This is a genomic window from Spirosoma flavum (assembly GCF_042686045.1).
Taxonomy (GTDB): domain Bacteria; phylum Bacteroidota; class Bacteroidia; order Cytophagales; family Spirosomataceae; genus Spirosoma; species Spirosoma flavum.
Map to the genome: position 1 here is coordinate 385,572 of NZ_JBHUOM010000002.1, position 23,728 is coordinate 409,299.

A 23,728-nucleotide genomic window follows, 5' to 3' on the forward strand; every position below is an offset into this window, starting at 1 on the left:
TGTATGTCCTCTGTCTGCATCATTATTCCGTGTTATAACGAAGCCACTCGGCTCCCGGTCAATGTGTTTCTATCGTATATGCAGCAGGGCGAAAATGTGCATTTTTGTTTTGTAGACGATGGCAGCACTGACGATACTCAGACAGTGTTGAAAGCAATGCAGGCGCAGTATCCAAACCGAATTGAGGTTTTAATTTTAGATCAAAATCAGGGTAAAGCCGGAGCCGTACGGGCGGGTATGCTGCATTGCGCCGATAAATCATTCAATTATTTGGGTTTTCTGGATGCTGACTTGGCCACGCCACTGGGAGCCATTGCTGATTTAACCACTGTTCTGGAGGCTAACCCGGCTCTCGATTTGGTAATGGGGTCGCGCATTAAGTTTTTGGGTGTCGAAATTAAACGCGACCCGTTTCGGCACTACGTTGGCCGGATAATTGCAACTATAATTAGCAACATCCTGAAACTTCCCGTTTACGATTCACAATGTGGGGCCAAACTATTCCGCCGTGATCGTGTCGTTGCCTTGTTCCAAGAGCCGTTCATTAGCCCGTGGCTGTTCGATGTGGAGTTGCTGGCCCGACTTATCCGGCAATACGGTCGACCGGATGTATTAGAGCACATTGCCGAATATCCCTTGCGACAGTGGATTGAGCAAAGCGATTCGCGCATCAGTTCAGGCTATGTTTTCAAAATGTGGTATGAACTATACCGAATACAACAAAAATATAAAAATGTATGACTCGACTATACCGGCTATTGTCGTTTCCTCCACTAACGCTGGCTTTTTTGCTGTTGCCTATTGCGGGTTTCTTTATTTACTTTTTCGCACTGCGCTACAACATTCCCTGGTTCGATGAGTACGAAAATATTCCGTACTTTCTGGACCGTTTCCTGAATGCTCATTCGTTTAGTGAGCGCATAACTGCGTTAGTACGGCCCAATAACGAACACCGGGTTGTCTATGCCCGGCTGGTGGTGCTATGCCAATATTTTCTGACGGGTGGGCTGAACTTTGCCAACCTTATGCTCTGGGGGAATATGGCTTTAGTGCTAATTTTCTTCCTTCTTTATCGGGTACTGCGCAGTCAGGAGAAACGTTCAACGCAAGCCCTGATCGGCTTGTTGCCGGTGCCTCTGTTGCTTTTTACGGCACAAAATTACCTGCTCACTTTCACCGCGATTTACACACTCCAATACTTGGCTATTATTGGTCTGGTGATGCTTACGTTCTTCGTATTAGCGACCAATAAGCCGCTCAATTTTGGTCTTGCAGTAGGCTTAGGTTTACTGAGTACGTTCAGTATGGGTAACGGTTTGTTGCTGTGGCCTGCCGGAGCGGGCATGTTGCTTCTCCAGCGACGGTGGCTGGCATTGGGTATTTGGCTGGTTGTCGGCGCTTTGGGCGGTTATCTCTACTTTTTGGGCTACCCGGTGCAGCAGGGTAATGCCGATGGGTTTGCCTATGTACTGGCGCATCCCGGACAGATTGTTGCCGGATTTCTGATTTTTGCGGGTAGCGTATTCGACTTTTTCCCGACGCTTCCGGTCGGAAATCGGGTTTATCTGCCATTTGTTGGTGGCTTGATTATCGTGGTTAGCCTAGGTTACTGGTTGGTAAGAACCCTGTTTCAAACGAAAAAGAACACCTCTTTTTTTGATGCGTTTATTTTTGGTGTGGTGCTGTTCTTACTGGCTAACATCGGCTTGATTGCCCTGTTCCGAATTCGGTTTTATTTCGGGATGGTACTGCACAGTTCCTATCGAACATACGCGCTGGTACTGTGGGCAGTAGCTTGCATTTTGCTCTACAATCAACTGTCCGATAAGAGACGAACGCAGCTTTGGCCGGTGGTCTGGCTACTCTTTCTAGGGGTCAATGTGATAACCTACCTGACTTATCTGCCCGAAGCCATAGAACGACGAAAACACTTACAGGGAATGGTTTTTAATCAGGTACACAGTGATGTTGGGCTTGGTGGTAGTCGTAATACCGAGTTGGCCCGTTATATCTCGGACTTAACAACTCTGATGCACAAGCAAAACTGGTATAACTTGCCGAACCCGACGATCACGCCCGACGAGAAAAAACTACTTGGCCCTGTTCCGACGCCCCTGCTTACTAAACCATTGAATGTTCTCCAAAAGCCTGATTATGTAGTCGTGAGCAGTGATGAATCTGCGTATAGCCCCGGTTTAAACAAGGGTACGTACCTGATTATGAGATCGAACCGCTATACCTATTTGATGTTTGCCAATAAAAATCGTCCTCTGGGCCATAACCCCTGGCAGGTATCTCCCGGCTTCTCAGCCGCCATGCCAAAATTTATGATTCAGGCGGGCCATTACCAATTGGGTTGGTTTCGCACGTACCCGGAACACAGCGAAGTTCAGTTTACGAACCAGTTTGTTGAGGTGCAGTAAAGTGGTTGTTTCCTGAATCGTAACTGGCCTGGTTGGACTGTACGATAAAGGATTGGCCTGTTTTAGAATGAAAAGGTTTACTTTTGCCAAGTCTGCCACTGACCAATTACAACTGTTTTGTCGAATCCACAGATTTCTATTATCGCTCCGTTATATAACGAAACCGAGTCGTTGCCTCGTCTCATTACCCGGTTGAATGCCGTAATGGATAAGTCGCCCCTGACCATCGAAGTAGTTCTGATTGATGATGGAAGTCGCGATAATACGGCTGTACTAATGCAGCAGCTAGCCCTGACCGACAGGCGCTATCAATGCATATTTCTGTCGCGCAATTATGGGCATCAGATTGCGCTCACCGCTGGTATTGCGTCGGCTTGTGGAACCGAAGCGTTGTTTATCATTGACGGTGATTTGCAGGACCCACCCGAATTATTAACGGAGTTTTATCAGAAATATCAGGAAGGCTACGATGTCGTGTATGCCGTGCGCAAGAAGCGTAAAGAAAGCTTGTTTAAACGCATGGCCTATTCTTTATTCTATCGGTTGATTCGGTCGATTTCTTATGTCGATTTGCCGTTAGATAGTGGTGATTTTTCGCTTATTAGCCGCCGGGTAGCCGATATATTGAAGCAAATGCCCGAAGAAAGTCGATTTATTCGGGGAATGCGAAGCTGGATTGGCTTCCGCCAGATTGGTGTCGAGTACGAACGGGATGCCCGCCTGGATGGGGAGTCTAAATACTCGTTCGGTATGCTGCAACGCTTAGCCTACAACGGCATTTTTAACTTCAGCGAATATCCAGTCAAAATTATTACGCGAATGGGTATGGTCACGATTAGTATAGCCGCCATTTACCTCATTCAGACGCTAATTAAACGGTTTGTTTATCATGATGTGCCACAGGGATTTACGGCCCTGCTGTTCGTCATTGTACTTTTTAGTGGTGTACAACTGATTGCCCTGGGGCTGATTGGCGAATACGTCTTGCGCATATTTTTTCAGGCCAAAGGACGCCCACTTTATGTAATTCGGGAGGTTATTCGGCAGCAGCAACGTCAGCCTTTGCCGGGCCACAGTGCCGATATATCATTTCCTGCCTCTCAGCCCACCACCTAACAACCTACTATTCATTGTCACAAACCCTGATGGCATTAGATAAAATCTTAACCGCCTTTCCTGACCGCATCAATATTGTTATTCCTTTATTTAATGACTGGCAGGCTCTCGGACTATTATTGGAACGTATTCAGGCGGTAAATGACCCCATTCTAACCAGCCGGTTGGCCTTTCTGATTGTAGACGATTGCTCGTCGACAAACTATGAAACGTTGCCTGCCAGCATCGGACAGTCACTGTCGGTGTTGCGCCTGTTTCGAAATGTTGGGCACCAGAAAGCCATTGCCCTCGGCCTGTCTTATTTGGCTTCATTACCCGATCAATACCCAACTATTGTAATGGATTCTGACGGCGAAGACCGACCCGAAGATATTGTACAGCTTTTGCAAACGGGAGCCGCCAACCCCGGTTGCGTTGTGTTTGCCCACCGCGCCAAACGGCACGAAGGCTTGCTGTTTCGGCTGTTCTACGAGGTTTACAAAACTGTATTCCGATTGCTAACGGGTAAGGTAATTACGTTTGGTAACTTCAGCCTTATTCCCGCCAGGCAATTACGCAAGCTGGCGCACGTTTCCGAAATCTGGAATAACTACCCCGGCGGAGTCATTCGATCGCGATTGCCTTACACGGCTGTACCATTGGAACGTGGGCGTCGGTTGGCAGGTGAATCCAAAATGAACTTTGTTTCCTTAGTGTTGCATGGGCTTAGTGCGGTGTCGGTACTGATGGACACGACCGCCGTTCGGCTGGCCCTTTTCTGCGTTATGATGGTGGTGGCGTCGGTGTTTGGTATTGGCGTGGTAGTGGCCCTTCGCTTGTTTACCGATACTGCCGTGCCGGGATGGGCCAGCTACTTAGTCTTTTCATTCCTGATTGTTATTCTACAGGCTTTCCTGATTTCGTTGCTGTTAGTTTTCATTGTCCTGTCCTACCGAACGCAGCCCCAGTTTATTCCAGCGCGGCAATTTCAGGATTTTGTCGAAAAGGTCGAGAAGGTATACTAGTGGAGTGCTACGTTTATATATAGTAAGTTGGCGATGGGAAAAATTGAAAAGACAGCTTGCTTCTTATCAGTCACGTAACACTTATTAACTTGCCATTTACTGCCTGCCACTTACAACGTACTAATGCTTTTTAATTCACTACAGTTTTTACTGTTTTTTATTGTCGTTACGCTTAGCTACTTCAGCCTGAAGTGGCAGGGGCGATGGATGCTATTGTTGGTAGCCAGTTGCTACTTCTACATGGTTTTCCAGCCAGCGTATATTGTTATTCTCTTTCTTACTATTGTCATTGATTACATCGCCGGAATCTGGATTGAGAAATCGAGTGGAAAAGCACGACGATGGCTATTGATTCTATCGCTGATTTCCAACCTGGGTATTCTGGCCTTTTTCAAATACCTCGGCTTCTTCACCGAAAATATTGCCAGCTTATTCGGTGCGCTGGATATGCCACATATTGCTACAACCGTTACCGAGCAGGTGAACCGAGTGTTTGTGAAAGTGTTGCATGTGTTCGGGCAAAGTGGTATTTCGTCCTATAAAAACAACATGAGCATTCTGCCCATTGGCCTGTCATTTCACACGTTTCAGGCCATGAGCTATACGATTGAAGTGTATCGGGGTAATCAGAAAGCGGAGAAACATTTCGGGATCTACGCGCTCTATGTGATGTTCTATCCGCAATTGGTGGCGGGCCCAATTGAGCGGCCACAAAACGTACTCTGGCAGTTTCACGACTACTTCAAATACGATGTCGAGAATGTAAAGGCGGGGCTAATGCAAATGGCTTTCGGACTATTCAAGAAACTCGTTATTGCCGACCGGCTGGCGATGCTCGTTGACCATGCCTACGCCGACCCATCCCAACAAAACGGCCTGACGTTACTGGCGGCAACATTTTTTTACACTTTCCAGATTTACTGCGACTTTTCGGGCTATTCCGATGTGGCTATTGGGGCTTCGCGGGTTATGGGCTTCACGCTCATGGAAAACTTTCGAACGCCTTACATTGCCCAGTCGATTTCGGAATTCTGGCGACGCTGGCATATTTCACTCTCAACCTGGTTCCGCGATTACTTGTACATTCCGCTTGGGGGCAATCGCAAAGGAGAGTTTCGGCAATATCTGAATATGCTGATTGTCTTTTTAGCCAGTGGTCTCTGGCACGGACCAAACTGGACGTATGTAATTTGGGGCGGACTAAATGGCCTCTATCAAATTCTGGCCGTTCTGCGCGATAAACTGCTGGCACGAATGGGCTTTTCGAGTACGCCACCGAGTCTGGTAACGTCGCCGGTTCATGATGCCCAAAGTCGTAAATCACCCATACGCGTGACGGTTAACGTGTTGATTACGTTTATCTTGATTATGCTGACATGGGTATTTTTTCGCGCCCACAACCTTGGCGATGCGTTCCTGATTCTACAGCGGATTGCAACCTTATCAATCAGCGACCATATCGATAGCCCAATGAATTCGGTAGAGATGTGGTTCAGTGTTGGGCTTATTGCGTTTCTCTTGCTGAAAGAACAATTCTACCTCACCATTCCAACTCGTCATACCACCCGCTTCGCTGTGTTGTTCGTGGTAATTACATTTGCGACCTATTTATTTGGCGTCTTCTCCTCAAATCAGTTCATCTATTTTCAGTTCTGATCTGAGATTAAGTTGATAGTAATACACTACCTATTTGCAATTCGCGGATTGCAAATAGGTAGTGTATTAACAGTCTGAAATTAGAGCAAACCTTACTTTATCTGTGCAAATGTTAACGCTACACCGTTCATGCAGTAGCGCAGGCCGGTTGGTTCAGAACCGTCGTTGAAAACGTGGCCGAGATGCGCATCGCAAACGGAACAGCGAACCTCGGCTCGGTTGCCGTCGGATTCAGTATAAATCGCATTTGGAACGATGGGCGCGTAGAAACTAGGCCATCCCGTGTGTGAATCAAACTTGGTTTCAGAGCGAAAAAGTGGATTGTGACAGCCCACGCAGGTATACGTACCCAGTCGGTGTTCGTGGGTCAGGTCGCTACTATTGGGCCATTCGGTGCCACTTTCGCGGATAATGTTGTATTGAGATCGCGTTAATAGTTTTTGCCAATCGGCATCGCTCTTTTCAACTCGGCGGTTACCAGGCGATGTCGCATCAAGAGGACGTTGGTGCGGTGGTCTGGGCGTAGCAAGGTAAGTGCGGTAAAGCCACAGGCCGCCAATTAGTAGTACCGCTAATAGTATGAAAATCTTGTTCTGTTGCATCTGTAAAGGCCCAAAGAAGCTTTTACATAAAACACCAAACAGGCAGTCTACCGTTCACCAAATCTTAGCGTCCGATGGCTACTTTACGCAAAATCGAATCAATCACCTGCAAGGTCGTTACGCCATCGGCTTCTGCTTCGTAGTTGAGCATAATGCGGTGGTTAAACACATCTGGTGCCACTTCCTTAATGTCTTCTGGCAGGACGTAATCACGACGGTCGAAGTAGGCGAGGGCTTTTGCTGCCAAGTTCAGGTTGATACTGGCGCGGGGCGACACACCGTATTGAATGTAGCGAGCTTCGTCGCGGAGATTGTACTCCATAGGCCGGCGCGTGGCAAACACTAACTCAATAATGTAGCGCTCGAGCGTTTCCGAAATAGTGATACCATTAATTTCGTCGCGAATAGCCGCCAGTTCCACCTTCCCCAATACGGGCTGCACCTCATAATCGAAATTCATGTTCGACATCCGGCGCATCACTTCCAGTTCCTCTTCTTTGTTCAGGTAATCCACAAATACCTTCATCATAAACCGGTCTACCTGAGCTTCGGGAAGCGGGTAGGTACCTTCCTGCTCCACAGGATTTTGGGTAGCCATTACCAGGAATGGCCGGTCAAGCACAAAGGTTTCTTCGCCAATAGTTACCTGCTTTTCCTGCATCGCTTCGAGCAGGGCAGCCTGCACTTTTGCGGGCGAACGGTTGACTTCATCGGCCAGAATCAGGTTGGCGAAAATAGGTCCCTGTTTCACCTCGAACTCGGCAGTTTTCTGATTGAAAATCATCGTCCCAATCAAGTCGGCTGGTAACAAATCTGGCGTGAATTGAATTCGCTGGAAATCCAGTTCCAGTACTTTTGCCAGCGTATTAATTGTCAGTGTTTTGGCTAAACCTGGAACCCCTTCGAGTAAAATATGTCCGCCGGTAAACAGCCCGATGAGCAATCGGTTGAGCAATCGGTCTTGCCCAACTACGACCTGGCTCATCTCGCTGAATACTTCGCGGATTTTAGTATGGTAAGTGAACGAGGTAGTTGATTGCATAAAATAAGGTGTAGGTCGTAAGTCAGCAATTAGTGCCTGATACAGCGTTAATCCACTTGCGTCAGCTACTTATCACTTACTGACTTACCACTTTGTTAAAACGTTATCCGAATACTTCGGTCTTTGCCGTGAATGTCTTTATATACGTGAATCTTGGTAAATCCCCGTTCGGCGAATACTTGACGAGTAGCCTCGCCGAAACGTTCGTTGATTTCAACGTAGCAAGCGCCATCTTTGGTGAGGTGCCGAACGCAGAAATCGGCAACCGCTTTATAAAAAACCAATGGGTCGTTGTCTTCCACAAACAGCGCCAGACCAGGTTCGTAATCCAGCACATTCCGATGCATGTCGGCTGCTTCTGAGCGGGTTACGTAAGGGGGGTTACTGACTACACAATCGAAACGACGGCTAAAATCGGTCGGCACGTTAAGGATATCCTGAATCTCAAATTTAACGTCAGCGTTAAGGTTTTCATTGTTATGCTGCGCCAACGCAAGAGCCTCCGTCGAAACATCCCAAGCCGTCACAACCGACTGGGGTAAGAATCGAGCCAGGGTAATGGCGATGCAGCCACTACCCGTACCGATGTCCAGAATAGGCACATCATCGGTGCGGTCGGCAAAGTCATGCATAATAAGCCGTACTAAATCTTCGGTTTCAGGCCGGGGAATCAAGACATCAGGCGATACTTCGAACTCTAAACCACAAAAAATCGTCGTGCCAATAACGTGCTGAATGGGTTCCTGCCGGTTTAATCGTTCCAGAATCTTAAACCAGTCGGGTTCGGTACGGTTTGGTGGTAGCGGTTTATCGGTGAGTACATCGGTTTTGCGCAGACCGAAATAGTGGTCGATCAGCATAAACGCCATTTCCCTTGCTTCTTCGGGCGGGTAAGCCGTAATATTTTTGCTGAGTCGTTCGTATAGAGGTTTGGCAGTCGCCATTTTGTTCGGGTCGAGTAATTTTGTCAAAAATAGGAAAGTTTAGGCGGTTCCCGCCGGGATTTGTAGCGTTCCATGTCCGGTTTAGGCTGGTTTGAGGTAAATCTTGACTTCAACTACCCAAACCGAACGTGATACGCCATACATCAAAACTCGTAAATAGCGTCCCGATTGTGATGAATGAACGTTTCATGCTGCGTGCTCTCGAACTGGCTAGCCTTGGTCGGGGTCATGTTAGCCCTAACCCGATGGTTGGCTGTGTAATTATTCATGGTCCCGAAAGCGATGAGCCGAATGCTGAACCGCGCATTATTGGCGAGGGCTGGCACCAGCGTTACGGCGACTGGCATGCCGAAGTTAATGCTATTCGCTCAGTACGGCCTGAGGATGCTCACTTGCTAACCGAATCAACGGTTTATGTTACACTTGAGCCCTGTTCGCACTGGGGTAAAACGCCCCCCTGTGCCGATTTGCTCATCGAAAACCGGGTGAAGCGGGTTATCTGCTGCAATGATGATCCCAATCCGTTGGTGGCAGGGCAGGGGTTTGCGAAATTACGAGCCGCTGGTATTACCGTTGGAACGGGTGTTATGGCCGAGCAGGGTCGTGACCTTAACGCCAGATTCTTTACTTTTTTTGAGCGTAAAAGACCATATATCATTCTGAAATGGGCCGAAACTGCCGACGGATTTATTGCGGGTGAGCAGGGAACGCCAGTCAAAATAAGTGGTGAACTGGCGCACCGTCTGGTTCATCGCTGGCGTAGCGAGGAAGATGCAATTATGGTCGGGACCAACACGGCTCGTCTGGATAATCCGCGACTAAATACCCGTCTGTGGCCAATCCAGGCCGGGCCACTCCAGACCGGTTTTAATAAAAATCCAACGCGCATTGTTATTGATAATCAACTTTCGCTGGATCAAACGTTGAATTTATTCGATGGCTCCCAGCCAACCATCGTTTATCATCAACGCCCGTTAAGTTTCGTACCAGAGCGGCACAATGTTAGTTACTCATTTGCTCCGCAAGATGCAGGACCGTTACTCGTTCACTTAATGCAGGACTTGCACCAACGCAGGATTCAGTCTGTGCTGGTGGAAGGCGGTACAACCTTGTTGAAATCGTTTATGGAAGCTGGCCTGTGGGATGAAATGCGTGTGTTTCGCAGTCCGACAATGCTGGGTGGAGGACGGTTGGCCGATGCGATAAAGGCTCCCGCAGTACGGGGCAATTTGATTAGCCGGGAGAAAGTGGGAGAGGATGAGTTGACGATATATAAAAACAGCCCCGGAAATTAAACCGGGGCTGTATTCTGTTTGGTAAAACGATTCTTATCCGTCAGACATCGGGACTTATTCCGATTGGGCAACGGGTATAGCATTGCCTCCAACGTTACCACTGGCTACCAATGTCGTACCTAACATGATTTTGACATTGGCATTGTAGGTGCTTAGTTTATCATAGAAACCAGCTTCATTAATGACATAGTATTTGTTGCTGGAAAATGATCCCGTAGCCCCACTAATGGCATCAAGCGTTTTGAGTGACTTGGCTGAGCTTTCGGCAACCTTGCCTTCATAAATAGAGGAAGAATAGGCGGTTCCTGTCGTTGTATTATAAAGGCCCATCTCTACCAGCGTAACCGACGTGTTGTACTTGTAAAACACCACGCGCCCGTAAACAGTCGATCCGGTTGCCGAAGTTAATGAATAAGACTTGTAGGTCGTTACGGTACCACCGCCCGGAGACGCACTTACATTCGGTTCGTATTGTTGCTGCTCACATGCACTAAGGAAAGCAAGCATAGACAGAAAGAGGCCCAATGTGAGGATACTGTTTCTTTTGTTGAAAAATAGGTTCATAGCTGGGGTAGCAGTTAGAAGTTGAACATCACACGGCCATAATAATAGGAGCCATTGGAGCCTTGCTGATTGTTGGAATACAGATAAAAACCTTGATTCTCAGCTCGGAGTATTTGAGGATATTTATCGAAGATATTGCTGCCGCCAATCGATACTTTTACGTTACTATTCACGTCGTATCCAAAACTCAGATCGAAAACTGGCTGGCCTGAGAATGTCTGGTCGTAATAATTACCATCTTTATCGGACGATACAGATCGCTCCGTGACCGATCCAAAGTAGGTGCCTCTCAGCATCGCGTTAAATTTATTAAAGCGATACGTAGCAGAACCGATAAGCTTTGTTCTTGGCGTTCCTGTTTCAAACTGGCCTATTACACTGCGACTCAGATACTTTTCAACCACTTGATCTTCAGTAAGATTTGCTACATTCAGGTTAAGCGTCTTCCGGTTGAGGACAGAGTTTTTGCTGAAAATTGCGGCCAGCGTGAACGTCAAACTTTTGGCTTTGGGAAGTACAAGCGTGTAATTTCCAACGAGCTCAATTCCTTTAGAGCGTACATTGGCACCATTGACGAAAAACTGCGCTTCCCCTCCGCCGATTACTTCCTGATAATTATTGCCAACTTCTGATGCGTTGAAATAGCTGGTCTGGAAAATGCGGTTGTCTACATCAATTTGGTAAGCATCTACCGTTACTTCAAATCCATGAACTGGCTGATAGGTAAGGCCAAAACCATACGTCCGTGATTGTTCCTGCTTTAATCCTTTGATGCCCAATACCCGGGCCGCTGTGCTGTTTGTGGGGTAGGTAGTCACATCCAGAGGCTGAGGAATTCCGTTAGCGTCCGGTACGAAAGCCGTAGCCGTGTGGGTATAGTTCAACTCCTGTAGCGAAGGTGCCCGGAACCCGGTTGCAATTGACGCCCGTATGGAAAGGGTTTTCGATAGCGAATACCGGGCTGCCAGTTTCCCGATGGTTACCCCGCCAAAATCAGAGTAATTTTCCAGTCGAAACGCGCCTGCCAGCAAAAATTTTCGAGTGAGTTCCAGTTCGGCGTCCAGATAGGCAGCCATCGTCGTTCTGAATTCATTTCGTTCGTTCTTGGGACCGAACCCTGAAAAGCACTGGCAGTTGGCCGACAAATTCTTAACGGTCACCTGTTCACCGGCATACACCGACACTGGATTTCCGCTTGCATCAACGATAGGTACGGCATTTTCATTTTCCAGGGGTTTTCCATCAGGACCAGTCAGAAGTCCGGCTTTCGATGCCGTAACGATACCGGCATCACCATAGATATAGCTTTCCTCTTGCCCTTTCATGATTTTATAATTCTCAACGCGCATTTCTGCACCAAAGGCGATATTCAGGCCATTCATTACTCCTTTGAAATAGCGGGAAAAATCGAGGTTGGTCGAGTTTTGCGTAAACTGATGCGTCCCAATATTCATATTCACCGGCGAGTTGGAACCCAGAGACGCATTGATCGTATTGACCATACCAATTTTCATCGTGTTGCTCCCGAATGTATTGCTGAAGTCAACACTGAATTCTCCGATTTTACTTTTAATACCGATGGTATTCGAAATGTCTGACGTATTGGAGGTCATCTGCGGCCTGTAGCCGTTGGGATAGAGCAGGTAATTGGTCCGGTCGGTTTGAGCAGGTCGGCGGAAATAGCACGAAAAACCTTCCAGATATTTATAAGAAGCACCACCAAAACTGTAAATAGTCGTGGTGGGGTTTATCTCATACCCCGCATTATAAAAGGTGCTTCCCAGCGTAATAGCGGGCATACCAGCGTAGACCGCAAAATCGGCCTTCGTCAATCCTCGGGCGGTCATTATACCGGCTTCGGTTGTCAGCGCGGCAATTTGTGCTGTGTTACCAGTAGCCTGCGCATTCACCAATTCGGGATTCGTGATTACCGGGTTTCCGTTCTTATCTGTTCTGAGGTTATTAAGATACGTTTTATCGAAAAAGCCAAAGTCGTTCAAAAACGGACGCAGCGTGGGTCGGCGTTGGGTAATCTGACCCGAAATATTAATGTATCCTTTATCACTAAGTTTGAAGCCGTAGTTGGCATCAAATTGATAATTGAATCCATCCGGTTTGCCCGATTTGGTCAGTGCTCCAGCCTGCCCACCCGTATTAGCGTATCCTCCACCGGTAAGGCTGGCTGTTAGTTTATTGGTACCTTTCTTTAAAATAATATTTACAACACCTGCCACGGCATCTGAACCATACTGGGCGGCAGCGCCATCACGAAGTATTTCCACCCGATCAATAGCTGAAACAGGTATAGTCATCAAATCAACGGTAGTAGAGGGGCTACCAACGGCTGTTTCGGTGATGAGCAGGGCGGAAGTATGTCGTCGCTTTCCGTTAATCAAAACAAGTATCTGATTTGGGGCCATGTTTCGTAACTGAACGGGGTCAACGTGCGAGTTTAAGTCTCCTCCCTGCGACCGGACAGAGTTGAAACTGGGAGCCACAAAGGCCAGCATTTGTGCCAGATCCATTTGAGGAAGAGTGCCCATAATATCCTTGATCGAAATTACATCCACCGGAACGGGTGAATCAATGAGAGTACGTCCGACGTTTCGTGTTCCGGTCACAATCAATTCCGTCAATTCATTCACATTCTCTTCTAGCGGAATCTCAAAAGAGGTACGGTCACCTACTTTTATCTCTTGGGCTTTGAACCCGATGAAACTGATCACAAGGACATCATTTGGCGAAGCTTCCAGCGAGAATACTCCCTGATTATCCGTGATCGCCCCTTTCTTTGAATTTCCCTTTACCAAAACATTGACGCCTTGCAGAGCTTCAGATGTAATGCTGGTATAAACCTTTCCCGTTATTTTCCTGGTCTGGGCCAAAGCGTCCGTAGGGCGTATAGCGGCCAGGACCAGCATGATAATAACAGGTATAATGCCATGCTTAAGTAATTTTCTTCTCATGATTCTTATAGGAGTTAAGTTGAACACACTCATTTTCAGGCTACCAGGGCAGATAGGTGAGAACAGCTCTTATGCGCTTTCTCTTCTCAATTCTATCTCATGGACAATCACATTAAAGGGTAGTTGACAAGTTAAATCTTGAGTATATTTATTGTTAAAACTAGCAAATAGAATACCTAGAGTTAGTTTTTCCCGATACGTGAAAACTAACTAAAATAAACACATTAACGTGTGCTACGAATAGCCCAATTATGACCGATTCAGCGGTATAAGATTCCTACTTATGTAACTTCCTATACAAGTTCGTGCGCACGAAACAGGAGCAGTATATTATTGTATTTTTTCAAATGTGCCAATTATAATTATGTCTTCAAAGAAAAATGTAGAATAAAATCTTATAATACTCAATAAATGCAATATATAACTGTATGTCTACTATTTTTTGGTTGATTCCAATTGCGCAGTTGTGAGAACTATAATACTGATTTGTTTTACTTATTGTCGGCTGATGGATACATTCGATTGGGTGTTCTTTCGTCAATACGCCTTTCCCTCAGAATTCGCGTATTAATGGCTGGAACTCACGATGCTCAATTATCTTTGATTGGGTAATTCTACTCTTTTGTCCAAAACAAGCTATTACACCCAGATGAAGTATTTCTTTTACCTATTTCTAGTACTCGGCTACTCTATTTCGGCTCTTGCGCAAAACGCCACTAACTCTGTTGAGGCTCTGCATTTTATTAAGTTAGGCAATACCCTACGAATGGTTGACAGAACGCAACAGGCCATTGATCTACTATTGCGGGCCTTACCAGCGGTGCAGTCAAAAGATGTTTATATGGAAGCCGTTACGTATGAAAACTTAGGGTTTGCTTATAGTGATCTGGAGAACAGCCAGGCTGCGGTGGGCTATTTTAACAAAGCCCATAAATTGTATAAAAAGCTGAACTACGGCGCTAGTGAAGCTGCTATGCAGCAATTGATCGGGGAAATGGCCGGTAAAGATCTGTATGCCGGAATTGACGTTGGAGCATCAGGGGTGAAACTGGCTATTTTCCGTACGACGTTCGAAAACGGTTTTTATAACAAAGACATTAAAGTAAAACCTGTTGCACCCAATGTAACCCTGATTTCAGGAACGGCGCAATCGTTCAAGGATGGGCAGGAGGTAATGAAAGCGTATCTGGACTCAATTCGGCATTACGATATACCCGCCAGCCATATATACATTGCTTTCAGTAGTGGAGTCAACGAAACACTGGGAAAAACGCCGGCTAAGAAAAAGAAACTATATGAGCTGTTTTCGGGGCTGATTACCAACAGCATGCGCGGAAGTGATACTCTACGAATAGACTCTACACTGACAGCCGCCCGCGAAGCCGAACTGTTCCTGATTGGCTCTATTCCCCGTAAGTTATGGGTTACCGCATCCTGTATCGATATTGGAAGCGGCAATACCAAAGGAGGTTATTATGATAGTGGCCGTCGGTTTCACTCAGTTAGCTTGCCTTTTGGCACCAAAACGCTGGCTAATCTAATTGATAATAATCGGTCACTGGCTATTGATGCTTACAAAACAGAAGCGCAGCGGGTAATCAAAATGATTGCGGACACGGCAGTGAATGTCGAGTTCAATACCGCCAGCCCTGGGCTGCACCAACGTAAAACGGTTGCTTTAGGCGGTGGTATTGCCTGGGCTATGACTGCTTACCTGCATCCCGAAAAAGCCGGTACGACCGCCGTACCTCTAACAGTAGCCGATGCAGAGCGATTTGCCCGTTTAGCCCTGACAGATTACCAATCCCTGATTCACCCCGACCTGAGCGACCTGAATGATCCAGTAGTACGAAGAAAAGCGGAAACCGACCTTAATAATGTCCAGAACCAGTTCAACGAAAAACAAGTTATTGCCGGAGCCCTGCTGTTAGAATCTGTTGTTCGGGCTTATGCCAACACGTCTATACCAAAGCGGTTTGTCTTTATTCGGGATTCGGATATTAGCTGGGTAACGGGTAAGTTTCTGGAGACGCTTAACCAAAACTACGAACAGGCTCTTGCGAAAGGCGCGCGGTAGGCGGGTATTGGTTTACGTTAGTTGTTCGCCCGATGCCCAAACTCCTTTTACATTCATCGATTTATCCAGTCGTACCAGATTAGCCACGTATTCAGGCTGAATCTTGCCCAACTGATCGCCCATACCAATGATTTCGGCTGGAATCACAGATGTCATTCGTAACGCATTGGTTAGGGGAATACCCGCTTGCTCAACGGCGATTTTGACACAGTCGATCAGTGTAATGGCTGAACCGGCCAGATTGCCTTCGTTGTTTACGTACCGGCCCGGCCCAATCGTCTTGGACCCATCCAGGTCAGGTTCATAATGCACAACAAATTGCCCTAACTCAAAGGCAGGGCGGGGGGGATTGGCAAACAGCGCGTCAGAAATCAGGAATAGCCGTTCGCCCAGCAGTCGATACGCAATGCGGATTGTTGTCGGATTACAGTGGTAACTATCGGCAATAATGCTAGCCCGAACGGTTGGGTGGTCGAAGACGGCCCCAACTACACCGGGTTCCCGACTCTCGAAACCGCGCATGGCATTGTAAAGATGGGTAGCCAACGGAATACCTTCCGTAAAAGCCGCCGTGGCCTGCTGATAGGTCGCATTGCTGTGGCCGAGTGAAAGGAGGGTGTTCGCGTGCTTTAGTTTTTTAATCGTGGTAAGTTGATCGGGCGTCAGAATTTCGGGAGCCAGCGTCAAAATTCGAATAACATCGGCGTTGGTGCTGAATAGGGTTTCTAGCTCACCTTCGGCAGGTGTCCGAACGTAAGCCATACTATGCGCGCCACGTTTAATCGGATTGAAATACGGTCCTTCGATGTGAATGCCCGGTACACCAAACGGGTTTTCAGCCCGCACAACCTGCACTGCCGCCATCGACTGCTGCATAATGTTGAGCGAAGTGGAGTGAATGGTAGGCAGTAGGGTTGTTGTGCCGTTTCGGGCGTGGGAAATATAAATATGTCGTACTGTTTCGGGCGTTGGCTGATCGTTCAGAAAGAGATGTGAGCCGCCGTAAAGCTGTAAATCTATGAGGCCGGGAATAAGATAATCGCCATTGAGATCAATGATTGTGGTGTTCTCATCGTTGAGATCGATATCAGCAATTGTCGGCGTAATTTCCTCAATGCGACTGTTGGCGACTCTTACAGATGTACCGGGTAACCAATCTGTTCCGGTAAAAACATGGGCATTTATGAACTGATACGTCATACTAGTTAGGACTGAATTCTATTTGGTAACCCAAATGATGACCGGAATGTAGTAGGATTTTCGTTTTTTTGCGAACTATTTCGTGTCAGTACCAATCTGTTTATCTCTTGAACGCTGTTCGTTTAATTCCCCCCGCCACGCCAACGCAGTCCGAACCGGATGGCTCCAGTCCAGTTCAGGCCTATCCAATCCGGGCCACTATTCCATTGGCTTCGTCGAAGAGTGAAAGTAATCGTGCGCTAATCATCGACGCGCTAACTGGATTTCGTTGCGAGTTGCAAAATCTCTCGACCGCTCGTGATACGCAGACAATGATTCGGCTGCTGAAATCAGACGACCAAACGGCTGATGTTCTGGATGCTGGCACGACGATGCGTTTCCTAACGGCTTACTTCGCGGTAACGGGTCAGAAAAAAACGATGACGGGCACGCCACGCATGTGTGAACGGCCCATTGGCATTCTGGTTGATGCCTTACGTACACTCGGCGCGGATATTACATACCTTAAGAATGATGGTTATCCACCTCTGCAAATAAACGGCTTTTCGTCCCCCACTGAATCTGCCAATCGACTGAGCATTCGTGGAGATGTGAGCAGCCAATATATCTCGGCACTGGTAATGATTGCCCCGCTGTTGCCCAATGGCCTGACGCTGGAACTGACCGGAGCTATTGGTTCCCGGCCTTACATCGAAATGACGTTGGAACAAATGAGGTATTTTGGGGCCGACGTTCAGGATGATTGGGAGGCAAAGACGATTACCGTAGCGCCCAAACCGTATACACCCAGGCCGTATGCCATTGAGTCTGACTGGTCGGGGGCGAGTTACTGGTATAGCGTAGCCGCTTTGGTTAGGGACGGAGATGCCGGAACGCTCAATGCCGAAATTAATTTGCTGGGTCTGAAAGCCAAGTCGTTACAGGGTGACAGCGCGATTGTCGACATCATGCGGTCGTTAGGCGTTGAGAGTACATTCACTGATTCGGGGGTTCGACTAACCAAACGACAGGCTGAAGCATCGCTGGCGTGGGATTTTACCGACTGTCCCGATCTGGCGCAGACCGTAGCCGTTTGTGCGGCTATGAAAGGGGTCGTTCTTACCCTAACGGGTATCGAAAGTTTGAAAATAAAGGAAACTGACCGTATAGCCGCGTTACAGGCTGAGTTGCAGAAAATTGGCGCCGAACTTGTGGAGATTGAGCCAAATCATCGGTACGAAGTTCATCAACTGGCGACAGCGCCTAAGGCTCCGGCAACCATCGAAACCTACGATGATCACCGGATGGCCATGGCTTTTGCTCCGGTAGCCATGCAACAGGAAATTATCATTGATGAACCGGGCGTAGTGGCCAAATCATATCCTTCGTTCTGGGACGATATGGCGCGGGTTGTCACGGTCGAATTTATCCTGGAAGAAACGAAAACTGCTTCCTGAAACGTTACGTGTAATCACGCTTTCGCTTTAACTAAACCTAACAACCATGACGCGCCGGGAACAATTTGACCAGCAGGGCTACCTTATTGTCCGCAACGTTTTTACACCCGAAGAAGTGGCCCAACTGCGGCAGTCGGCCTACGAGCATCGGGATCGGCAGCAGCAGCGCGGTCTGGTGGCGCAGGTCAAACAGGCTTCGTCTGTAAAAGGCGATTTGCTGAGTAAAGATGGCTTGGGTTGGTTGATTTATGACCCACGTATTGTGGCTATCGCCAGCGAAATTATGGGTGATACACCCGTTTATTTCTCCGACAGTACGTATCAGATTGGGACCGGCACGAGAGGTTTTCACCGCGACAACATCGACCGGCATCAGTTTGGTCAGGGAGCAGACTGGGACGGCGCATACCCGTTGATTCGCTTCGGCGTCTATTTGCAGGACCATGACACCTACAGTGGCGGGATTCGCTTTAAAGCCGGTAGCCACCAGGCCGCCGATGGGGCCGACGTGTTTGCCGACACCCGCGCGGGCGACATTGTGGTTTGGAACATGCGGACGCTCCACAGTGGTAATGCCCGTCGGATGAAGGTACTGAACAACCTGCCCCTACACGTTGGCCTGGAAAATCGCCTGCCTGATTTTCTGTTCCGCGAACAACAGGGCGAACGGGTTTCCCTATTTTTTAGCTACGGTCTGGAAGGCAAACACCTGGACCGCTATTTGGAGCAACACATTCAGAAACGGGCTGACATGCAGGAAAATGTACGCCTGTCCGCTTACTCATCCGAAACGCTTAAACAAGCCGAACAGAATAACGTGAAAGTGCTGGATGTGAAGAAGTTGGTGTAATGAACGTAGGACAATTGAAGGAAAAAGTTAGGCTGTAGTAATTTCCTCTTCGTAGTGCCCGCCCATACCTATGTAAATAACTCGCTTGTTCGTGCCGGTAAGAATAGCGTCGTAGAAACGCACCCCTGCCTGTGCGATTCCATTCATGAATGCTGGAAAGTCTGTTTTGCCTTCCTGATTATCGCGGATTGCCGCAATCGCTCTATCCCGATCGAAGGCGGACATTATGATCCGGGGTTCCATTATGTTTGTATGTATAGTAGTTTTCCCCTCCGCTAGTTTATACAACATACTACCCGACGACACTTCAACCGTGTATGATTGCACACCGGCATCAACGAGTTTTTGGGCCAAGTCGGGATAGTTTTTTGCCGTGGCATATGCCTGAGTAATCGCTTCTTCCTGTACCATTTCCGCTTTGTTTTTTCTACAAAGGTCGGTCTGGTTGTAAAAACATACTTGTAAAAAATCGTTTTTCTACGTCTGATTAGGGTTTAATGAAGCCTGCATAAACTCGGAAGGAGTTACACCAGTGAATATTTTGAACTCGTTGATGAAGTGAGCCTGATCAAAGTAGCCAGATTCTAAACCAATTTCGGTCAGTCTGCCGGCTGTCGGAAATAATGTAATGGCTTGTTTCATCCTGACGATTGATGAAAACTTCTTTGGCGAGGTGCCGACTACGTTTCGAAAACGCTTTTCGAGTGGACTTTGGCTAATGCAAAGATTCTTCGCCAAGGCGGCAATGCGAATGGTTCCTTTTGATTGGTAAATGTGCTGTAAGGCCAGTGCAACAAGAAGATCTGCTTTTGTTTCCTGAAATCTCGAAAGCAAAAATTGCTCGACAATTCGAATCCGATCCCAATCATCGCTTACTGAGGCTAATTGGTCTTCAATCGAATTGAGCGTAGTAGAATCAACAAACGTATCAAGAGGCAAACTTTCACCAAACAGTTCATTAATGGGTTCGCTGAGAAAAGACGCAGCTCCTGTTTCTGTGAACACAACGAGCACAGAACCAATGGTTGACGAATTTTTGAAAAGGCGAAACCCATCCTGAATGCCCGTAATGCCAGACGTAGCCAACGGCACTTCCGCGGTCTTGTCTACATAAGCGAGTTTTCCCCGATACTGAAAACCCATAACCAGCGATATGTCAGGCAAGACTTTATATGTCCGCTCATCGTTCGATTCCGAAATGACAAACTGCTTGATATAGGGTTTTAACCTATCGCACGGCAGATACGGTTGAAATTTCATCGTTCAGGTATCACTGACGTCAACTTCAGAAAAAGCAAGTTGGCTAGCTAAGTTAACCCAGAATTTCGCAATTGGTCACGCGTGTTGCATCTTTCGTCAGCGACCGCCTAGCCGTTTCTTCGGACCTTTGTGCTGTACTAATCACAACGAATCGCATGAAAACGTTATTGAAATCCGAAGAAGTAATTCAATTTACGGGCGCTATTTACCTATTCACTCGTCTGGACTTCGCCTGGTGGTGGTTTCCCACCTTGATCCTGCTACCCGACGTTAGTATGATTGGCTACTTGATTAATCCGACCATCGGGGCAGTTTTTTATAATATTGTGCATCATAAAGGACTCGGTATCGTACTTGGGTTGCTAGGGCTGATGACGGGTAATCAAATACTGATGCTAACGGGTATCATCCTTTTCGCTCACTCCAGCATGGATCGTATGCTGGGCTATGGCTTAAAATATTCCGACAGTTTCAAGCATACAAGTATAGAAAATTTGTAACGTGCCTTGTCGTGCGTGATTTCATTAAGCCTATGAGTACGCCTGAGCCAGCCGATAAGCACCCGGAGTTTGGCCCGTCCATTTTTTGAAGGATCTAAAAAAGACACTTGGTTCGGCAAAACCCAGCAGATACGCGATGTCGGTGGTACTCAGATTTGGTTCGCGCAGGTGGCTAACTGCCAAATCTTTACGTATTTCATCGAGCAATTGCTGATAGGATGTGCCAGCGTCTTTCAGGTGAAGCTGCAACGTTCGGACACCGATTGCCAGCCGGTCGGCTACCCCTGCCAGAGTAGGTTCTTCGCCTTTCATCATCGAAAGAATTTCTGATTTAACGCGGCTGCTCAACGCTGGTGTTTGAAGCCGATTAAGAATATCGTCAGCGTGTTTCTCAAATAAGGGGAACAGACTGGAATTAGCATTCAGTATGGGCGTATCGAGTAGAGACGCGTCGAGTACCATAACCGTTTCCCTGGCATCGAACGTCAGACGGGCCGGAGCAAACACACGCTCGTGTTCACGAGTATCGGCTGGGCGCGGGTAAGCAAAGTGAATTTCGTTGGCTGTGACGTGCTGCCCCGTTAAGACACGAATGAAAGACAAATACAGGGATAACTCAGAGTCAAACGTATATTCAGGATAAATAATATCAGGACTGGTTATACGTAATGACAAGGCAAACTGGGCACCCGAAGAACCGTCGGACTGAATAAGTTGACCGGTTGTGCAGACACCTTCGCAGGCAATATCCTGATACTGAAAGAGTTTCTCAAATGCGTAGCCTAATGTTGGGCTATTCATCATGACATATGCCAGAACACCTATTGTAAGGGGATTGACCATTTTGCCAATTTTCAGCGCAATATTCGGGTCACCAGTAACGGTGACGATTTCGTGCCAGAGGGCCTGCACCTGCCGAATCTGAACGCGTCCGTCGGGGTCACGAAGTTGATCAGGACTAATACCTACGGCACGGGCAAGTACGTCAGAATCAGCTCCCTGCTGCTGGGCTGCAAACAGAATCAGGTTGATAGAAGCAACGGAAAGAGTATGATCAGTTTGAGCGTCGGTCATGATTTATTTCGTTACGCAAGTTCATAAAATAGGCTGATGCCCGCAACAACCGGCTGCCATACCATGAAAACATTTCTCCATCTACCAGCAACACCTGCGAAGACGGGCAAATTTCCTGTAACTCGTTGATATGTTTCTTCGTAAACGGGTAGGGCTCCGAAGATAGAAAGATTAAATCGGGTTGCACTTTTTGCAGGTCGTCGGGTGTGACTTCTGGGTAGCGTAGTTGATCGGCGAAGGCATTACGGAAACCGGCAACGTCAAGCATCGCATGGATAAACGTACCGGAAGCAGCCACCATGTAGGTCTTACGCCAGATTAAATAAGCAACGGATAGAGTAAAAGAAGACAAACAGGGAAGTAGCAACGACTCGATTTGCTGAGCCAGTTTATCTGATTCTTGTACTCGCCCGACCAAATTACCCACCTCCCGAATCATAGCCAACGCATCAGGTAAAGTTGCTATATCTGTGATATGAACGGGATAATGACGCTGAAGGTCGTCAATCTGCCCGCGCGTATTTTCTTCTTTATTTGCCAGGATAAGGTCAGGTTTCAGCGCATGAATCCGATTAATGTCTAGTGTCTTTGTGCCGCCTACAAGTGCCTTATTTTCAACTTTATTGGCCGGATGAATACAGAACTTCGTGACACCCACAATTTCCTCCTCCAACCCCAGATCGAAGAGTAATTCGGTTTGCGATGGTACGAGAGAAATGATGCGTTTTGGGTTCATAAATAGACATTCAGCGGCTAAAAAAGGCGACTCTGCACCTATTTAACCGCTTTTGGGGAAGTTTTGGCCAAGAGTTCAGATTTTTATGCAACGTTTACTATAAGAATCCTTCATTCGACCATGAAACAGTTCATATTCACCTTTCTAACTGCCGGACTTTGCGCTACGACGCTATACGGCCAAACGCCTAATTCGGGCAAAATCACCTACGAAGGTATGCGCCAGATTGACCGGTCGCAAATGCGTATGGTAATCAACGGGCAGGAAGTTCGGCCCGGCAGCCCTGGGGCTCCCGATGCCCCGGAGGGAGCGCCAGAAGTAATGTCATTTACGCAGAAACTCGTGTTTTCCGGGACGATGGCCAAAGAAGAGCGAGACCGGCAACAAGGGGGCATGTTTCGTCGGACAGCCGATGGCGGTGGGCCGGGTGGCGATAGGCCGAGCGATGGCGGTAACCGTCCTGCCCGCACTATGCGTATGACGCCCCCGTTTGAGCAACAGACATTTCTGGATTTGGCAAACCGCCAGCGCATTGACGTGCTGATAGTTAAGAAAGATTCACTGACTAGCGAAACGTACCGATCTGAAAAGCCAATGCCAGCGGCAACGGATTGGACAGCCGTCGATAAAACCAAGAAAATTGCGGGCTATACGTGCCATAAAGCAACTGCTACGCGCCGAAAAGAAACCTACACCGTCTGGTACACCACCGATCTGCCCTTTACTTATTCGCCCGTTGCCGACCTGACGCCCCCTAAAGGCGTGGTCCTGCAAATTGAATCAGACAGTGAATCGTTTAAAGCTACCGGTGTTTCGCTGGAAGCTGTAGCCGAAGCCAGCGTACAACCGCCTAAAGACGCAAAAAATGTATCGTCTGATGAACTGGAACAAATGCGCCGGAAGGGAATGGCTGATTTCCGGCAGAAAATGATGCAGAACATGCCGCTTCAGGGTGCTAATCGAAATTGACCAAAAAGCCTGCT

General features: G+C 47.6%; 21 protein-coding genes. 11 read left to right on the plus strand and 10 right to left on the minus strand.

What is annotated here, in order from left to right:
- Positions 1 to 3: 3 nt before the first annotated feature.
- The 5 genes from ACFS25_RS07110 to ACFS25_RS07130 all read left to right on the plus strand — a co-directional run bounded on the left by ACFS25_RS07110 (position 4) and on the right by ACFS25_RS07130 (position 6,199).
- Positions 4 to 741 carry a dolichyl-phosphate beta-glucosyltransferase gene (locus ACFS25_RS07110; protein WP_381497999.1) on the plus strand — a complete coding sequence of 246 codons (738 nt, stop codon included), beginning with the start codon at positions 4 to 6 and terminating at the stop codon, positions 739 to 741.
- Entirely contained in the window at positions 738 to 2,423 is a 1,686-nt protein-coding gene (locus ACFS25_RS07115) for a hypothetical protein (RefSeq protein ID WP_381498001.1), read from the plus strand. Before ACFS25_RS07110 ends, ACFS25_RS07115 begins: the two co-directional genes overlap by 4 nt.
- Before the next feature lie 117 nt (positions 2,424 to 2,540).
- Positions 2,541 to 3,539: a glycosyltransferase family 2 protein gene (locus ACFS25_RS07120; RefSeq protein WP_381498004.1), complete on the plus strand. Its 999-nt coding sequence runs from the start codon at positions 2,541 to 2,543 to the stop codon at positions 3,537 to 3,539.
- 29 nt (positions 3,540 to 3,568) lie between these two features.
- The gene (locus ACFS25_RS07125; RefSeq protein ID WP_381498006.1) at positions 3,569 to 4,543 is read left to right on the plus strand and encodes a glycosyltransferase; all 975 of its coding nucleotides are present in this window, start codon (positions 3,569 to 3,571) and stop codon (positions 4,541 to 4,543) included.
- 123 nt (positions 4,544 to 4,666) lie between these two features.
- Complete coding sequence (locus ACFS25_RS07130; RefSeq protein WP_381498008.1) at positions 4,667 to 6,199, plus strand: MBOAT family O-acyltransferase; 1,533 nt, start codon at positions 4,667 to 4,669, stop codon at positions 6,197 to 6,199.
- A 92-nt stretch (positions 6,200 to 6,291) separates the two neighbouring features.
- On the opposite strand, the gene msrB is transcribed toward ACFS25_RS07130, so the two are convergent.
- The 3 genes from msrB to prmC all read right to left on the minus strand — a co-directional run bounded on the left by msrB (position 6,292) and on the right by prmC (position 8,787).
- Positions 6,292 to 6,801: a peptide-methionine (R)-S-oxide reductase MsrB gene (gene msrB / locus ACFS25_RS07135; RefSeq protein WP_381498009.1), complete on the minus strand. Its 510-nt coding sequence runs from the start codon at positions 6,799 to 6,801 to the stop codon at positions 6,292 to 6,294.
- Positions 6,802 to 6,865: 64 nt separating this feature from the next.
- Positions 6,866 to 7,843: an AAA family ATPase gene (locus tag ACFS25_RS07140; RefSeq protein WP_381498011.1), complete on the minus strand. Its 978-nt coding sequence runs from the start codon at positions 7,841 to 7,843 to the stop codon at positions 6,866 to 6,868.
- Between the two features lie 95 nt (positions 7,844 to 7,938).
- Positions 7,939 to 8,787 carry a peptide chain release factor N(5)-glutamine methyltransferase gene (gene prmC, locus ACFS25_RS07145; protein WP_381500777.1) on the minus strand — a complete coding sequence of 283 codons (849 nt, stop codon included), beginning with the start codon at positions 8,785 to 8,787 and terminating at the stop codon, positions 7,939 to 7,941.
- Between the two features lie 173 nt (positions 8,788 to 8,960).
- Between prmC and ribD the strand changes: the two genes are divergently transcribed.
- On the plus strand, positions 8,961 to 10,082 hold the full coding sequence (gene ribD / locus ACFS25_RS07150; RefSeq protein WP_381498013.1) for a bifunctional diaminohydroxyphosphoribosylaminopyrimidine deaminase/5-amino-6-(5-phosphoribosylamino)uracil reductase RibD: 1,122 nt from the start codon (positions 8,961 to 8,963) through the stop codon (positions 10,080 to 10,082).
- A gap of 54 nt (positions 10,083 to 10,136) precedes the next feature.
- On the opposite strand, the gene ACFS25_RS07155 is transcribed toward ribD, so the two are convergent.
- Complete coding sequence (locus ACFS25_RS07155; RefSeq protein ID WP_381498015.1) at positions 10,137 to 10,646, minus strand: hypothetical protein; 510 nt, start codon at positions 10,644 to 10,646, stop codon at positions 10,137 to 10,139.
- A gap of 14 nt (positions 10,647 to 10,660) precedes the next feature.
- The gene (locus ACFS25_RS07160; RefSeq protein WP_381498017.1) at positions 10,661 to 13,612 is read right to left on the minus strand and encodes a TonB-dependent receptor; all 2,952 of its coding nucleotides are present in this window, start codon (positions 13,610 to 13,612) and stop codon (positions 10,661 to 10,663) included.
- 649 nt (positions 13,613 to 14,261) lie between these two features.
- Here ACFS25_RS07160 and ACFS25_RS07165 point away from each other — a divergent pair.
- On the plus strand, positions 14,262 to 15,689 hold the full coding sequence (locus ACFS25_RS07165; RefSeq protein ID WP_381498019.1) for a tetratricopeptide repeat protein: 1,428 nt from the start codon (positions 14,262 to 14,264) through the stop codon (positions 15,687 to 15,689).
- A 12-nt stretch (positions 15,690 to 15,701) separates the two neighbouring features.
- On the opposite strand, the gene nagA is transcribed toward ACFS25_RS07165, so the two are convergent.
- Positions 15,702 to 16,889 carry an N-acetylglucosamine-6-phosphate deacetylase gene (gene nagA, locus ACFS25_RS07170; RefSeq protein WP_381498021.1) on the minus strand — a complete coding sequence of 396 codons (1,188 nt, stop codon included), beginning with the start codon at positions 16,887 to 16,889 and terminating at the stop codon, positions 15,702 to 15,704.
- Positions 16,890 to 16,996: 107 nt separating this feature from the next.
- Here nagA and ACFS25_RS07175 point away from each other — a divergent pair, with 107 nt between their 5' ends.
- A complete protein-coding gene (locus ACFS25_RS07175) occupies positions 16,997 to 18,325 on the plus strand; it encodes a 3-phosphoshikimate 1-carboxyvinyltransferase (RefSeq protein WP_381498023.1) in 1,329 nt (442 codons plus the stop codon).
- Positions 18,326 to 18,371: 46 nt separating this feature from the next.
- On the plus strand, positions 18,372 to 19,175 hold the full coding sequence (locus tag ACFS25_RS07180) for a phytanoyl-CoA dioxygenase family protein (protein WP_381498025.1): 804 nt from the start codon (positions 18,372 to 18,374) through the stop codon (positions 19,173 to 19,175).
- 27 nt (positions 19,176 to 19,202) lie between these two features.
- Here ACFS25_RS07180 and ACFS25_RS07185 read toward each other — a convergent pair whose 3' ends face one another.
- On the minus strand, positions 19,203 to 19,586 hold the full coding sequence (locus ACFS25_RS07185) for a DUF1398 family protein (protein WP_381498027.1): 384 nt from the start codon (positions 19,584 to 19,586) through the stop codon (positions 19,203 to 19,205).
- 66 nt (positions 19,587 to 19,652) lie between these two features.
- Positions 19,653 to 20,435: a helix-turn-helix domain-containing protein gene (locus ACFS25_RS07190; RefSeq protein WP_381498029.1), complete on the minus strand. Its 783-nt coding sequence runs from the start codon at positions 20,433 to 20,435 to the stop codon at positions 19,653 to 19,655.
- A 155-nt stretch (positions 20,436 to 20,590) separates the two neighbouring features.
- On the opposite strand from ACFS25_RS07190, the gene ACFS25_RS07195 reads away from it, so the two are divergent.
- On the plus strand, positions 20,591 to 20,935 hold the full coding sequence (locus ACFS25_RS07195) for a DUF4260 domain-containing protein (RefSeq protein WP_381498031.1): 345 nt from the start codon (positions 20,591 to 20,593) through the stop codon (positions 20,933 to 20,935).
- Between the two features lie 30 nt (positions 20,936 to 20,965).
- Here the strand turns inward: ACFS25_RS07195 and ACFS25_RS07200 are convergent, their stop codons facing one another.
- A complete protein-coding gene (locus tag ACFS25_RS07200; protein ID WP_381498033.1) occupies positions 20,966 to 22,009 on the minus strand; it encodes an AraC family transcriptional regulator in 1,044 nt (347 codons plus the stop codon).
- Positions 21,990 to 22,745 (minus strand): helical backbone metal receptor, encoded by a 756-nt coding sequence (locus ACFS25_RS07205; protein WP_381498036.1) that lies wholly within the window; start codon positions 22,743 to 22,745, stop codon positions 21,990 to 21,992. The genes ACFS25_RS07200 and ACFS25_RS07205 overlap by 20 nt, the downstream gene beginning before the upstream one ends.
- 120 nt (positions 22,746 to 22,865) lie before the next feature.
- Between ACFS25_RS07205 and ACFS25_RS07210 the strand changes: the two genes are divergently transcribed.
- Entirely contained in the window at positions 22,866 to 23,714 is an 849-nt protein-coding gene (locus ACFS25_RS07210; protein ID WP_381498038.1) for a GLPGLI family protein, read from the plus strand.
- The last annotated feature ends 14 nt before the right edge of the window (positions 23,715 to 23,728 follow it).

What these genes read in the sequence shown, in the direction of transcription:
- ACFS25_RS07110 (WP_381497999.1), top strand. Translation starts at nt 4, where the DNA reads ATGTCCTCTGTCTGCATCATTATTCCGTGTTATAACGAAGCCACTCGG.
- ACFS25_RS07115 (WP_381498001.1), top strand. Translation starts at nt 738, where the DNA reads ATGACTCGACTATACCGGCTATTGTCGTTTCCTCCACTAACGCTGGCT.
- ACFS25_RS07125 (WP_381498006.1), top strand. Translation starts at nt 3,569, where the DNA reads ATGGCATTAGATAAAATCTTAACCGCCTTTCCTGACCGCATCAATATT.
- ACFS25_RS07130 (WP_381498008.1), top strand. Translation starts at nt 4,667, where the DNA reads ATGCTTTTTAATTCACTACAGTTTTTACTGTTTTTTATTGTCGTTACG.
- msrB (WP_381498009.1), bottom strand. Translation starts at nt 6,801, where the DNA reads ATGCAACAGAACAAGATTTTCATACTATTAGCGGTACTACTAATTGGC.
- ACFS25_RS07140 (WP_381498011.1), bottom strand. Translation starts at nt 7,843, where the DNA reads ATGCAATCAACTACCTCGTTCACTTACCATACTAAAATCCGCGAAGTA.
- prmC (WP_381500777.1), bottom strand. Translation starts at nt 8,787, where the DNA reads ATGGCGACTGCCAAACCTCTATACGAACGACTCAGCAAAAATATTACG.
- ribD (WP_381498013.1), top strand. Translation starts at nt 8,961, where the DNA reads ATGAATGAACGTTTCATGCTGCGTGCTCTCGAACTGGCTAGCCTTGGT.
- ACFS25_RS07155 (WP_381498015.1), bottom strand. Translation starts at nt 10,646, where the DNA reads ATGAACCTATTTTTCAACAAAAGAAACAGTATCCTCACATTGGGCCTC.
- ACFS25_RS07160 (WP_381498017.1), bottom strand. Translation starts at nt 13,612, where the DNA reads ATGAGAAGAAAATTACTTAAGCATGGCATTATACCTGTTATTATCATG.
- ACFS25_RS07165 (WP_381498019.1), top strand. Translation starts at nt 14,262, where the DNA reads ATGAAGTATTTCTTTTACCTATTTCTAGTACTCGGCTACTCTATTTCG.
- nagA (WP_381498021.1), bottom strand. Translation starts at nt 16,889, where the DNA reads ATGACGTATCAGTTCATAAATGCCCATGTTTTTACCGGAACAGATTGG.
- ACFS25_RS07180 (WP_381498025.1), top strand. Translation starts at nt 18,372, where the DNA reads ATGACGCGCCGGGAACAATTTGACCAGCAGGGCTACCTTATTGTCCGC.
- ACFS25_RS07185 (WP_381498027.1), bottom strand. Translation starts at nt 19,586, where the DNA reads ATGGTACAGGAAGAAGCGATTACTCAGGCATATGCCACGGCAAAAAAC.
- ACFS25_RS07190 (WP_381498029.1), bottom strand. Translation starts at nt 20,435, where the DNA reads ATGAAATTTCAACCGTATCTGCCGTGCGATAGGTTAAAACCCTATATC.
- ACFS25_RS07195 (WP_381498031.1), top strand. Translation starts at nt 20,591, where the DNA reads ATGAAAACGTTATTGAAATCCGAAGAAGTAATTCAATTTACGGGCGCT.
- ACFS25_RS07200 (WP_381498033.1), bottom strand. Translation starts at nt 22,009, where the DNA reads ATGACCGACGCTCAAACTGATCATACTCTTTCCGTTGCTTCTATCAAC.
- ACFS25_RS07205 (WP_381498036.1), bottom strand. Translation starts at nt 22,745, where the DNA reads ATGAACCCAAAACGCATCATTTCTCTCGTACCATCGCAAACCGAATTA.
- ACFS25_RS07210 (WP_381498038.1), top strand. Translation starts at nt 22,866, where the DNA reads ATGAAACAGTTCATATTCACCTTTCTAACTGCCGGACTTTGCGCTACG.